Origin of the sequence: Janthinobacterium sp. GW456P (assembly GCF_002127655.1) — a bacterium.
GTDB lineage: Bacteria > Pseudomonadota > Gammaproteobacteria > Burkholderiales > Burkholderiaceae_D > Janthinobacterium.
The window spans coordinates 190,448-202,342 of sequence record NZ_NEHB01000005.1; the positions used below are offsets into that span (position 1 = coordinate 190,448).

General features: G+C 65.8%; 11 protein-coding genes and 2 pseudogenes. 6 read left to right on the forward strand and 7 right to left on the reverse strand.

The window, feature by feature from the left end:
• Positions 1 to 24 precede the first annotated feature (24 nt).
• The 6 genes from CBW66_RS07595 (at position 25) to CBW66_RS07620 (ending at position 4,533) form a co-directional block, all read left to right on the forward strand.
• Positions 25 to 612 (forward strand): TetR/AcrR family transcriptional regulator, encoded by a 588-nt coding sequence (locus tag CBW66_RS07595; RefSeq protein WP_086136672.1) that lies wholly within the window; start codon positions 25 to 27, stop codon positions 610 to 612.
• Positions 613 to 723: 111 nt separating this feature from the next.
• Positions 724 to 1,074 (forward strand): VOC family protein, encoded by a 351-nt coding sequence (locus tag CBW66_RS07600; RefSeq protein ID WP_086136673.1) that lies wholly within the window; start codon positions 724 to 726, stop codon positions 1,072 to 1,074.
• Between the two features lie 173 nt (positions 1,075 to 1,247).
• Positions 1,248 to 2,438 (forward strand): acyl-CoA dehydrogenase family protein, encoded by a 1,191-nt coding sequence (locus tag CBW66_RS07605; RefSeq protein ID WP_086136674.1) that lies wholly within the window; start codon positions 1,248 to 1,250, stop codon positions 2,436 to 2,438.
• A 16-nt stretch (positions 2,439 to 2,454) separates the two neighbouring features.
• Positions 2,455 to 3,600 carry an acyl-CoA dehydrogenase family protein gene (locus CBW66_RS07610; RefSeq protein WP_086136675.1) on the forward strand — a complete coding sequence of 382 codons (1,146 nt, stop codon included), beginning with the start codon at positions 2,455 to 2,457 and terminating at the stop codon, positions 3,598 to 3,600.
• Positions 3,597 to 4,085: a MaoC family dehydratase gene (locus CBW66_RS07615; protein ID WP_086136676.1), complete on the forward strand. Its 489-nt coding sequence runs from the start codon at positions 3,597 to 3,599 to the stop codon at positions 4,083 to 4,085. The genes CBW66_RS07610 and CBW66_RS07615 overlap by 4 nt, the downstream gene beginning before the upstream one ends.
• Complete coding sequence (locus CBW66_RS07620; protein WP_086136677.1) at positions 4,078 to 4,533, forward strand: MaoC family dehydratase; 456 nt, start codon at positions 4,078 to 4,080, stop codon at positions 4,531 to 4,533. Before CBW66_RS07615 ends, CBW66_RS07620 begins: the two co-directional genes overlap by 8 nt.
• Positions 4,534 to 4,619: 86 nt before the next feature.
• Here the strand turns inward: CBW66_RS07620 and CBW66_RS07625 are convergent, their stop codons facing one another.
• From CBW66_RS07625 to CBW66_RS07650, 7 genes and pseudogenes are all read right to left on the reverse strand, one after another.
• Complete coding sequence (locus CBW66_RS07625; RefSeq protein WP_086136678.1) at positions 4,620 to 5,543, reverse strand: diguanylate cyclase; 924 nt, start codon at positions 5,541 to 5,543, stop codon at positions 4,620 to 4,622.
• Positions 5,540 to 5,722, reverse strand: coding sequence for a hypothetical protein (locus CBW66_RS28940; RefSeq protein WP_086153617.1), 183 nt, complete (start codon positions 5,720 to 5,722; stop codon positions 5,540 to 5,542). Before CBW66_RS28940 ends, CBW66_RS07625 begins: the two co-directional genes overlap by 4 nt.
• A 156-nt stretch (positions 5,723 to 5,878) precedes the next feature.
• Positions 5,879 to 6,154 (reverse strand): annotated as a pseudogene (locus CBW66_RS29360) (Hpt domain-containing protein); the annotation flags it as partial.
• A 97-nt stretch (positions 6,155 to 6,251) separates the two neighbouring features.
• Positions 6,252 to 9,968 (reverse strand): annotated as a pseudogene (locus CBW66_RS29365) (PAS domain-containing protein); the annotation flags it as partial.
• Positions 9,969 to 10,215: 247 nt separating this feature from the next.
• The gene (locus CBW66_RS07640; RefSeq protein ID WP_086141008.1) at positions 10,216 to 10,581 is read right to left on the reverse strand and encodes a NirD/YgiW/YdeI family stress tolerance protein; all 366 of its coding nucleotides are present in this window, start codon (positions 10,579 to 10,581) and stop codon (positions 10,216 to 10,218) included.
• 27 nt (positions 10,582 to 10,608) lie between these two features.
• Positions 10,609 to 11,181 (reverse strand): prepilin-type N-terminal cleavage/methylation domain-containing protein, encoded by a 573-nt coding sequence (locus CBW66_RS07645; protein ID WP_070291219.1) that lies wholly within the window; start codon positions 11,179 to 11,181, stop codon positions 10,609 to 10,611.
• A gap of 88 nt (positions 11,182 to 11,269) precedes the next feature.
• Positions 11,270 to 11,895: hypothetical protein (locus CBW66_RS07650; protein WP_086153619.1), on the reverse strand; the 626-nt coding region annotated here is incomplete at its 5' end.

Consider the following 11,895-nt stretch of genomic DNA (forward strand, 5'->3'; position numbering starts at 1 on the left):
CGTTGCGTATGTAAGGAGAGAGTAATGGTTCGCCGCACGCGTCTGGAAATGGAAGAAACCCGTGCAGCGTTGCTGGCCACGGCCCGCACAGTGTTCAGTGAACGCGGTTATGCCGATACGTCCATGGACGACCTCACCGCGCAGGCAGGACTGACGCGCGGTGCGCTGTATCATCATTTCGGCGACAAGAAGGGCTTGCTGCTGGCGGTGGTAGAACAGATCGATGCGGAAATGGATTCCCGCCTGCAGAGCATCTCCGACAGCGCCGGAGATCTGTGGGAAGGCTTTCGCAGCCGCTGCCGTGCCTATCTGGAGATGGCCCTGGAGCCGGAAATTCAGCGCATCGTCTTGCGCGATGCCAGAGCGGTGCTGGGGGGCGCCTCGCCGGACTCGCAGCGCCATTGCCTGGAGTCGATGCAAGCGCTTATCGGCGAGCTGATTCATCAAGGCATCGTGGCCGATGCCAGTCCACGGGCGCTGGCTTCGCTGATCTACGGCAGTCTGGCGGAAGCGGCGTTCTGGATCGCGGACGGCGACGAAGGCAATGCGCGCTTGATAAAGGCAGTTGCTGCGCTGGAATTGCTGCTACGCGGCTTGTTGCTTAAAAGGTAGTCGCRAAAAGGGGCAATCCCGCCGGTAGCGCACCTGCCTGGAGAAGTGGATGATGATATTGAGCAGGGTGGGCCATGGCGATCGAAGCTTATATTGACAAGGAAGAAAACTATGCGAGTCACGCGTATCGTTGCAAATTTCCAGGCGTCGGATCCCAGCCTGGCGCGGAAGTTTTACGAGGAAGTGCTGGGCCTGAGCCTGTTGATGGACCACGGCTGGATCATGACGTATGGTGCGCAAGCGGAGATGGGTGTGCAAGTGAGCTTCGCGCAGGAAGGCGGTTCCGGCACTCCCGTGCCAGACCTGTCGATTGAAGTCGACGACGTGGATGCCGCATTTGAGCGGATGTGCGGCGCAGGGTTTCCCATTGAATACGGCCTCACCGATGAGCCCTGGGGCGTCAGGCGGTTTTTCGTGCGCGACCCTTTCGGCAAGCTCATTAATATTTTGTCGCACACATAGGCGCAGCGCCAACGGCCGCAGCCAGCCGATTCCACCGCGCGCCAGTCGCCGTAAAAGGCGCTGGCGCCTCGCCCAATCTGTTGTACAATCCTTGAGAACGGTCGTGCTTTTTTGTGCGCTGAGCTTCCTTGCGTGCAGTTTTCACGGCAACTCATAAGAACAAGGAGACAGACATGGACCTGCATTACACGGCCGAAGAAAACGCGTTCCGCGACACGGTGCGCGCCTTCCTCGACACCCATTTGCCGGCGGACTTGCAGCGCAAGGTGCGCCAGCATTTGCGCCTGAACCGCGATGATTATGTGCGCTGGCACAAGATCGTCGCGCAGCAGGGCTGGGCCGCACCGGCCTGGCCCGTCGAATACGGCGGCACGGGCTGGACGGCCGTGCAGCGCCACATTTGGGAAGACGAGTGCGCGCGCGCCGCCACGCCGCCGATTTTGCCGTTCGGCGTCAACATGGTGGCGCCCGTCATCATGGCCTTCGCCAGCGCCGAACAAAAGGCATACTATCTGCCGCGCATTTTGAATTGCGACGACTGGTGGTGCCAGGGATACTCGGAGCCGGGCGCCGGTTCCGACCTCGCTTCGCTGAAAACCACGGCCGAGCGCGACGGCGACCATTACATCGTCAACGGCCAGAAAACCTGGACCACCCTGGGCCAGCACGCGGACATGATCTTTTGCCTGGTGCGCACGGATAGCACGGTGCGCAAGCAGGAAGGCATCAGTTTCTTGCTGATCGACATGAAAACGCCGGGCATCACCGTGCGCCCCATCATCATGCTCGACGAAGACCATGAAGTGAACGAAGTCTTTTTTGATAAGGTGCGCGTGCCCGTCAGCAATTTGGTCGGCCAGGAAAACAAGGGCTGGACTTATGCCAAGTATCTGCTGGGCCACGAGCGCACGGGCATCGCCGCCGTCGGCCGCTCCAAGCGCGAGCTGACCTTCCTCAAGCAGCTGGCCATGCAGCAGAACAAGCGCGGCGCGCCGCTGCTGCACGATCCCGCGTTCGCCGCCAAGGTGGCCACCCTGGAAATCGAATTGATGGCGCTCGAAATGACGGTCTTGCGCGTCATCAGCGAAGAGGGCAAGGGCCCGGGGCCGCAGGCGTCGATGCTGAAGGTGCGCGGTTCGGAACTGCAGCAGCAGCTGACGGAATTGATGGTCGAAGCCATCGGCCCGCAAGCCTTGCCCTTCGACCCGGACTTCCTCGATGGCGGCGCGCCGCATAGCGCCGGTGGCGACGACCTGGCCGCGCCGCTGGCCGCGTATTACTTCAATTACCGCAAGACATCGATCTATGGCGGCTCGAATGAAATCCAGAAAAACATCATCACGCAGATGATCCTGGGCCTGTAAGCCAGAAGGAGACGACATGGACTTCCAATTTAATCAGGAACAGCAGCAATTCGCCGACGCGCTCAGGCGCTGGGTCGACAAGGATTACCCGTTTGAAACGCGGCAGAAAATCATCCATTCCGCCACCGGCACCTCCGATGCCGCCTGGGCCACCCTGGCCGAACTGGGCATGACGGCCTTGCCGCTGCCGGCCGCCGCGGGCGGCTTCGACGGCACGGCCGTCGACCTGCTGCTGGTGATGCAGGAGCTGGGCCGCGGCCTCGTGGTCGAGCCGTATTTCGCCACCGTACTGGGCGCGCGCTTCCTGACCCTGGCGGGCGGCCACGACGGCGCGCTGGAACAGGTCGCCGGCGGCAGCCTGAAGCTCGCCTGTGCGCTGGGCGAACGCCAGTCGCGCCACGACCTGCACGATATCGCCACCACGGCCATCGCCAGCGGCGACGGTTTCGTGCTCGACGGCGAGAAAACCGTCGTCATCCATGGCGCGCAGGCGGGTGCGCTGATCGTCTCGGCGCGCAGCGGCGGCGGCCAGGCTGACACGGACGGCATTTCCCTGTTCCTCGTGCCCGTTGACGCGCCCGGCGTTTCCGTGCGCGACTACCGCACCATCGACGGCCAGCGCGCCGCCACCGTGACCCTCGTGCAAGTGGTGCTGGGGCAGGACGCGCTGGTTGGACAAAAGGGGCAGGGCTGGCCCGTGCTCGACGCGGCAGCTGATTACGGCGCGACGCTGCTGTGCGCGGAAGCCGTGGGCGCCATGGACGCCATCTTTGCCGCCACGCTCGACTACTTAAAAACGCGCCAGCAGTTCGGCGCGCCGATCGGCAAATTCCAGGCCTTGCAGCACCGCATGGCCGACATGTTCATCCACCTGGAGCAAGCGCGTTCGATGGCCATGCTGGCCGCGGCCAAGGCCGACAGCGCCGACGCGCTAGAGCGCCGCCGCACGGTCTCGGCCGCCAAGGCGAGAGTGGGACTGGCCGCCACCTTTGTCGGCCAGCAAGCCGTGCAATTGCATGGCGGCATGGGCGTGACGGATGAATTGCCCGCCGCCCACCATTTCAAGCGCCTCTCCATGATCGCCCTGACCCTGGGCGACGTGGACCATCACATCGAGCGCTTTATCGCCCAGCCGGGCTTCTTGCCGACGGAGACCGCATGACCGCATCGACCGCTATCGCCCCGAAACACTGGTATTTCGAAGACTTCACGCAAGGCCTGGAAATCGACCTGGGCCAGCGCCACGTGACGGAGAAGGAAATCATCGCCTTCGCCACGGATTTCGATCCGCAACCCTTCCACGTCGATCATGCGGCCGCCGAAAAAACCATCTTCAAGGGCGTCATCGCCAGCGGCTGGCATACCTGCGGCATGATGATGCGCCTGGTGGTGGACAATCTGCTCAAGCATTCGTCCAGCATGGGCTCGCCCGGCCTGGACAGCATCCGCTGGCTCAAACCCGTGCGCGCGGGCGACATCCTGCACCTGACGTACCAGGTCAAGGAAGTGCGCCCGTCGACCTCGAAGCCGGACCGCGGCATCGTCATTTCCGTGTGGAGCGTGCGCAACCAGCATGGCGAGGTGGTGACCACCGTCGAAGGCATGGGCATGTTCGGCCGCCGCCCGGCCGGAGAGCACCATGCGTGATATCGCCGGCATCGCCGGTTTCCAGGCGCTGGCCGGGCAGCACGTGGCCGTCTCCGACTGGCTCACCATCACCCAGCAGCGCATCGACACCTTTGCCGACGCCACGGACGACCATCAGTGGATCCACGTGGACGCCGAGCGCTGCGCGCGCGAGTCGCCGTACGGCTGCACCGTGGCGCACGGTTTCCTGACCTTGTCGCTGCTGCCCGCCATGCTTGCGGGAGCACTGCACATGGCCGGCATCCGCATGGCCATCAACTATGGCCTCAATAAAGTGCGCTTTCCCGCGCCCGTGCCCGTCGGCAGCCGCTTGCGCGCTCGGCTCGACATCATTAGCGTCGAGGACGTGCCGGAAGGCGCGCAAGTGAACTGGGCCGTCACGATGGAGCGCGAAGGCGACACGAAACCCGTGTGCGTGGCGGAGTTCCTGATGCGCTGCTACCCCTGAGCGGCAAGCTGAGCCCACATCGTAGGTCGGCGTAGGTCGGCTTAGCCCGCAGGGCGTAAGCCGACGCAGGTGCGCGCGCCTCCTCTTTACTCCCCCTCCGACGCGCAATACCTGTCCCGCCCCGTCTGCTTGGCGCGGTACAGCAGGGCGTCGGCGGCGCGGATCAGGACGCTGGGGTCCATGCCTTCGGTGGGCATGACGCTGGCCATGCCCAGGCTGACGGTGACGTGCGGGCCGGCGCTCGACCTGGCGTGAGGAATGTGCAGCGCGCGCACTTCGTCGAGGATGCGCTGGGCCACCACTTCGGCGCCGTCGCGCGTTTCCTGCGGCAGCAGGATGATGAATTCCTCGCCGCCGTAGCGCGCCAGCAGGTCGGGCGGGCGCACGGCGCAGCGGCGCAGGGCGGCGCTCACCTGCTGCAGGCACAGGTCGCCCGCCTGGTGGCCATAGGTGTCGTTGTAATCCTTGAAGTGGTCGATATCGGCCATGATGAGGGCCATCGGCACGCCGTCGCGCGCGCAGCGCCGCCATTCGCTGTCCATCGTGTCGTTGAAGCTGCGCCGGTTGGCCACGCCCGTCAGCGTGTCCGTCAGCGACAGCTCGCGCATGGCGTCGGCCTGCCGCTTGATGGTCAGCTGGCTGCGCACGCGGGCCCGCACGACGGCTGCGTTGAACGGTTTCGTGATGAAATCGACGGCGCCCGCTTCCAGCGCCCGCGTCTCGTCTTCGGGCTGGTTCAGGGCCGTGACGAAGATGACGGGAATGGCGCTGAGGATGGCCGATTCGCGCAGCGCATTGCAGACGGCATAGCCATCCATGCCGGGCATGACGGCGTCGAGCAGGATCAGGTCCGGCAGTTGATTATGCGCAATCTCCAGGGCCTTCTCTCCGCTCAGGGCGAACAGCACCTCGTGTTCCTCGCGCAGCAACTGGTGCAGGATCTGGATGTTTTCCATGGCGTCATCGACGATGAGGATGCGCCCGTTCATGGCAAGGTTGGTCCAGCTCACTTGTTTTCCTCTCGTTTCAGCTGATCGAGCACGAGTTTTTCCGCTTCGGAAAAATTCAGGGTTTCGATCGCGTTGGCCAGCGCCAGGGCCGTTTCCCGGTCTGATTGTTGCAGGGCGGGGTGCAGCGCGTGGAATTGGGCCAGCGCCTTCAGGTTATTGTTGCGGATCAGGATGAGCAAGTCGGCCAGGCCGGCGCGCAGGTCGGGCGGCGCGCTGCCGGGCGCGGCGGGTGCCGGCTGCCCGCGCCGCAGGGGCGAGGGCAGGGTGCGTGCCGCCTCGATGACTTCGGCCATCGCCAGTTCCAGCTGCCCCAGCAAGGCGGGTGTCGCGTGCGATTGCGCCGTTTTCAGCGTTTTTTCCGCCTCGCCTGCCAGGCTGGCGACATGCGTGGCGCCCAAGTTGGCCGCCACGCCGCAGACGCGGTGCAGCAGCTGCGCCGCCTGCCGCGTCTGGCCAGCGGCCAGCAGGCGCCGCGTGNGCCAGGAAGGCGCCGTAATCGCCGCCGAAGCGGTGCAGGGCCGCCGCCAGGTCGATGCCGGGCACCGTGGCCGGCACATCGGGCATCCACGCGGCGGCGTGCGCGGCCGGGATGGCGCCGCCAGTGCTGGCATCCGGCGTCGCGCCCGGCGGCGCCGGCACCAGCCGGGTCAGGGTCTCGATCATGTCGTCGACATCGATGGGCTTGGCCACATGCGCATTCATGCCGCTGGCGATCGCGCGCAGGCGGTCCTCGTCCATGGCATTGGCCGTCATGGCGACGATGGGCAGGTCCGGCAAGCCCAGCGCGCGGATGGCCAGGGTGGCGTCGTAGCCGTTCATGACGGGCATCTGCAAATCCATCAGCACCACGTCCCAGGCGTCCGGCGTGCTGGCAAGCAAGTCGACGGCCAGCTTGCCGTTGGCGGCCACGGCCACGCGCGCCCCCGAGTGCAGCAGGATGTATTGCGCCACTTCCTGGTTGATTTCATTGTCTTCCACCAGCAGCACGCGCATGCCTTCCAGCAAGCCCGACAAGGGCGTGGAAACGGGCAGCGCGGAAGGCGCGCTGCGGCCTTCGCGCACGGCCGTCACGGCCGCCAGCAGGCGCGCCGGCGTGGCCGGTTTCGAGACGATGCCGGCCAGCATCAGGCTGTCGGCCAGGCGTTCGAGGTTTTCGCTGTCCTGGTCGGCCACCAGCATGATCACGGGCGGCAGCGCCAGGCGGTCGTCGGCGCGCGCCTCGGTGAGCATGGAAATGCCATCCATGCCTGGCATGGCCGCGTCCAGCAATACGATGTCGGCCGCCGGTCCGCCGCCGGCGTGGGCGCGCAGCAGCGCCAGGCCGGCAGCGCCGCTGTCGGCGCTGCGGCTGTGCCAGCCCTGCGCTGCGCACCAGTCTTCCAGCATGGCGCGCACGCTGGCGTTGTCGTCGACGATCAGCAGCGACAGCTCCCTGGGCGCGCCCTTGCCGTGCGGCGCGGACGGCGGCGCCGCCTTGCCGAAGCGGCAGCGGAAGCGGAAGTCGGAACCCACGCCCAGCGCGCTGTTCACGCTGAGTTTGCCTCCCATCAATTCCACCATGCGCCGGCAAATGGCCAGCCCCAGTCCCGTGCCGCCGTATTTGCGGCTGGTGCCGCTGTCGCCCTGGGAAAACGCGTCGAAGATGCGTTCCTGCTCGGCCGCGCCGATGCCGATGCCCGTATCGCGCACGGAAAACTCGAGGGTCGCGCTGGCCGCATCCTCGGCCGCCATGGCGATGGCCAGCACCACTTCGCCATGCGCGGTGAACTTGACGGCGTTGCCCACCAGGTTGATCAGGACCTGCTCCACCCGCAGGGCGTCGCCGACCAGTTCGTCCGGCACGCCCGGGTCGAGCACGAACACGGGCTCCACGCCGCGCGCCCAGGCGCTGCTGGCCAGCAGCACGCTGACGCTGCCCAGCATGCGCTCGAGCTGGAAGCGGCGCTGTTCCAGCACCATCTGTCCCGCCTCGATCTTGGAAAAATCGAGCACGTCGTTGACGATATGGAGCAGCGACTGCGTGGCCATCTGGATCTTGCCCACATAGCTGCGCTCGCGCCGTTCCAGCGGCGACTCTTCCAGCAGGCGCGCCAGGCCGATGATGGCGTTCATCGGCGTGCGGATTTCATGGCTCATATTGGCGACGAATTCGCTCTTCGCCGTACTGGCCGCCTCGGCCTTGTCGCGCGCGCGCACCATTTGCTCGTTCAGTTCGTGCAGGCGCAATTCCGTGCGTTTGAGTTCGGAAACGTCCGAGGCCAGCACGAAGAAACCGCGCACGCCCCCGCCGTCGTCGATGTCGGGAATGTAGTTGGTCCACGTGTGGCAGACCTGGCCCGCAGGATCGAGCAGGTCGCGCTCGAAGCTTTGCGGCCGGCCCGCCAGCACGCCTTCGACGTGGGGTGCATACACGTCGAACAGTTCCTGCCCCAGCAATTCGCTCATGTGGATGCCGGCCAGCTCGGCGCTGCTGCGGCCGAACCATTCATTATAGAAATTATTTGCGAACCGACAACGCAAGTCGGCGCCCCAGTACGAGACCATGCCGGGCAGGTTGTCGGTGACGGTGCGGATGAAGCGTTCGCTCTGTTCCAGGCGCAAGGTGGTGGCATGCAGCACTTCGGTGGCGCGCTTGCGTTCCGTGATATCGATCGAGACGCCCAGCACGTGGTTGGCGCGCCCCGCGTCGTCGCGCAAGACCACCTTGCGCGTGGTGAAGTGGCGCGTGGTGCCGTCGGCCGTGTTGATCGCCTCCTGTTCGATTTCCACCATCTGTCCCGTGGCCAGCAGCTTGCGGTCGGCGCTGACGAAGGCGGCCGCCTGTTGCGGCGGGAAGAAATCGTGGTCGGTCTTGCCCAGCAATTGCTCGCGCGAGCGGCCCAGCGTAAGTTCCGCGTGGCGGTTGATCATTTCAAAGCTCAGCTTGTCGGCGCGCTTGACGAAGACCATGGCCGGGATGTTTTCGATGATGGTGCCGAACAGGTGCTTCGAACGGCGAAATTCCGCTTCGCTGCGCTTGCGCTCGCTAACGTCCAGCCACAGGCCCGACACGCCCAGCAACTGCTGCTCGGGGCCGAAAATCGGGTGATACGAGACGATCCAGTGGCTCAGTTGTTCGCGCTGCCGCCCGCCATGGCCCTGCAATTCGAGGTCGACGATGGGCGTTCCCGTCTCCAGCACCTGGCGCACGCAGCGTTCCACCTCGGCGCGCACGGCGTCGTCGGCCAAGATGGCGCCCACGGGACGCCCCAGATGCTGCGCCACGCTGGCGCCGTGGATGGCGGCCAGGTACTGGTTGATCATGACGACGCGCAAGTCCAGGCCCACGAACAGCATGCCGATGGGCGCCGTCGCATACACGGTTTCCAGCAGGCGCGTGGATTTTTCCAGGGCCAGCGTGCGCTCGGCCACCAGGCTTTCGAGCTGCGTGCGGTGGCGCCGCAAGTCGCGTTCCAGCGCGCCCAGCGCCGCTGCCATGTCGGCCGATTCGCGGTCCGCATGCCGGTGCGAAAGCAGGGGCTTGCCTTGCGCCAGCGCGTGGATCTGCTGCGTCAGTTCCTGCAGGGTGCTGGCCAGGCGGCCGCCCACGCGCCAGGCCAGCGCAAAGCCGGCGCCCAGCAGCAGGGCCAGGATCAGGGAAGCGGTGACCACGGAACCGAGCAGGGCTTCGGCCACCGTGCTGCTGCGCATGGTGACGGCTACCGTCCAGGCGTCGTCCGGGGCGCGGCGAAAGCCCGTATACACGTCGATGCCTTCCAGGGTGGCGTGGCGCAGCACGCCTTCGCGCTGCTGGCGTATCTGCTCCAGCAGAGGGGCCGGGCTGCGCTGGCCCACATAGCGCTGCGGCGCCAGGGTGCGCGCCACGTTGATGCCGTCGGCGTTGACGATGGCCGCGCCCAGGTAGGCCGGCAGGCGCAGCTCGCGCAGCAGCAAGGGCAGGTAGTCGGGCGGGTACAGCGCCGTCAGCACATAGGCGGGCCCCTCGTTACGCGGCAAGCGTTGGTTCAGGGCCAGCCGCGGCACCTCGTCCGGCGCCGTCAGCAAACTGGTCAGCCGTGGCTTGGCGTACTCGCGTGTGCGCTCCATGCTGGCAGTCCATTTTTGCGGCAAGGGGGGCGGCGCCTGGCCGGCGGGCAGGGCTGTGTTGAGCAGCTGGCGTCCCTTGGCGTCGGAAATGATGTAGGCGCTGACGGCCTGGCCCGGCGGCAGCAGGCTGGCGGCCAGGGCGCGCAGGGCGCCGATGTCGCCGGTCTGCAGGGCGGGCGAGTCGGCCAGGATGCGCGCGGCCATCTGGGCACCGCTCAAGTCGCGTTCGACGGCGGCGGCGACCGCCCGCGCCGCCTGCGCCGTTTCACTGACGACGTGGTCGCGTTCGCGCGTGTAACTTTGCGCCACGAGCAGCAGAAACACGAGTGCCGTCGGCATGACCCAGGCGAGCACCAGCGATGAAATTCTTGAGCGTATCGAAGGCAAATCTTGCACCCGGAAAGCTCCCAGAATGGATGAGTCGACAGGCAGGCTCACGCTGGCGCTGGCTGACCTTGAATGAAAAGATGCTAGACGAAATTGATTGCTCTGACAAGCCTAGTTTCTGGGATGGAAAAAAGGTTGCGCAAGGAATACAGAAGGGAGGTGACGCTCCTCCCGCCGTGGCGGCGGGAGGGCAGGGAGCTTACGGGACCACGGTCAGCACGTCGACATCGATTTCCGGGCTTTCCATGAAATCCTTTTCCACTTCGCCACGGATTTCCACGCGGGTCTTGGCGTCGATCTTGCGGTTCATGAAGACCTTGTCGTCGATGTCCACGCGGATTTCCGCCGTGCCGTCGGAAAACGTGTATTTCTCGTTGCCGACCTTGCGCAGTAAATGGCCGCGCAGCACGACGGCCTGGTCGTCGACGGGATGCTTCAGGATGGCGGCCACATTGCCGGGCGCGGCGGGGCCGGCCGTCGGGCCCACGTACTGGGCGTGCGCGCTGCCAGCCAGCAAGACGCAGGCGGCGGCCAGGGAGGCGATGAGTGTGCGGTGCAGTGGCATGGTATTCCTTCGATAGTGACTGGCTGCTCAGAAAAAGACGGCGGTGCGGGGAATGATAGCACCGGTATTGCCATAGGGCATGTTCGCCCGGACGCTGCCCGTGCTGGCCACGCCATCGTCGAGTTTGCTGTCGATCTGCTCGGCGTAGCCTTCGGGCAGGTTGTCGAAACGGATGCCGTTGCCGGCCCGTCCGCCCACTTCGTCGTTGTACAGGTAGACGGCGCCGCCCTGGGCGCTGGTCATGAATTGCGAGGTGCCGTTGAACGAACCGGTAATGAAGCCGCCCAGCGCCAGGTGCTGCGGCGCCAGCGTGAATTCGCGCGGCTGGCCGTCGCCGATCTGGCCGTCGCCATTGCCGTTGCCGGCCGAATTGGGCACGTGCACGGTGCCCTGGATATCGTCGCCGGGCAGGGCGCGGAACTTGTCCTGGTAGGCGTTGACGGCGGCCGTCAGCGCATTCGATTGCTGGATGATGTTCTTCACTTTGGCGCTGTCGATCAAGCCTTGTCCCTTGAGCACGCCGCCGAGCAGCAAGCCGATGATGACCAGGACGATGGCGATTTCTACGAGCGTAAAGCCGTGCTGGCGGCGTGGGAGCATGGGGATTTCCTTGGAAAAAAGTGCTGGGGGCTGGTATGGCAGTTTACTGCAATTGGCGCCGTGCGCGCATGGCATTTCGGACGGCCGCTCATGGCGTCGCCTTTTTCTTGTTGGCCAGTGCATCGAGCTTGCGCGCGAGGAAAGCGAGTTCGTGCGGGTCGCTGATCTGGCCGCTGGCGATCAGGCCGCCGATCACCAGGCGTGCACTGTCGAGCTGGTCCATGTCTTCCAGGATGAACGCTTCCATCTCGCGCACCCAGGCCGGCACTTGCGGCCCCGTCGCCAGCCGGCGCAAGGCGCGTGCATAGCCGAGCGCCAGCGGCAGGTCGTGCAACTGGTGTTTGGCCACCAGCGCCGCCTGCGCCATCGCGGGCCAGCGGTGCTGCGGATCGGCGGCGAAGCTGGCGGCGACAAAATCGAGCATGCGCCGCGCGCGCTGCGGGTCGGCCACGCCTGCATACACTTCGCTGGCGGCCACCAGCGCGTAGCGGCTGCGCGGATCGAGCGCTTGCGCCGTCTCCAGCCAGCCGGCCAGGCGGTCATAATCGAGTTCGCGCCACGGCAGGCTGACGCCGGGCTGGTCTTCGAACGATTGCAGGTACAGCAGCATGGCCTTCGACATGGCCAGCGGCTCGCCCAGGCTGGCCACGCGCGCCACGGCTGCCGGTGGCGCGGCAGGCAGGGGCCGCGCCTGTGGCGGCGCGTGCCGCTGCG

Coding starts and splice junctions, on each gene's coding strand:
- CBW66_RS07595 (WP_086136672.1), top strand. CDS start 25: ATGGTTCGCCGCACGCGTCTGGAAATGGAAGAAACCCGTGCAGCGTTG.
- CBW66_RS07600 (WP_086136673.1), top strand. CDS start 724: ATGCGAGTCACGCGTATCGTTGCAAATTTCCAGGCGTCGGATCCCAGC.
- CBW66_RS07605 (WP_086136674.1), top strand. CDS start 1,248: ATGGACCTGCATTACACGGCCGAAGAAAACGCGTTCCGCGACACGGTG.
- CBW66_RS07610 (WP_086136675.1), top strand. CDS start 2,455: ATGGACTTCCAATTTAATCAGGAACAGCAGCAATTCGCCGACGCGCTC.
- CBW66_RS07615 (WP_086136676.1), top strand. CDS start 3,597: ATGACCGCATCGACCGCTATCGCCCCGAAACACTGGTATTTCGAAGAC.
- CBW66_RS07620 (WP_086136677.1), top strand. CDS start 4,078: ATGCGTGATATCGCCGGCATCGCCGGTTTCCAGGCGCTGGCCGGGCAG.
- CBW66_RS07640 (WP_086141008.1), bottom strand. CDS start 10,581: ATGCCACTGCACCGCACACTCATCGCCTCCCTGGCCGCCGCCTGCGTC.
- CBW66_RS07645 (WP_070291219.1), bottom strand. CDS start 11,181: ATGCTCCCACGCCGCCAGCACGGCTTTACGCTCGTAGAAATCGCCATC.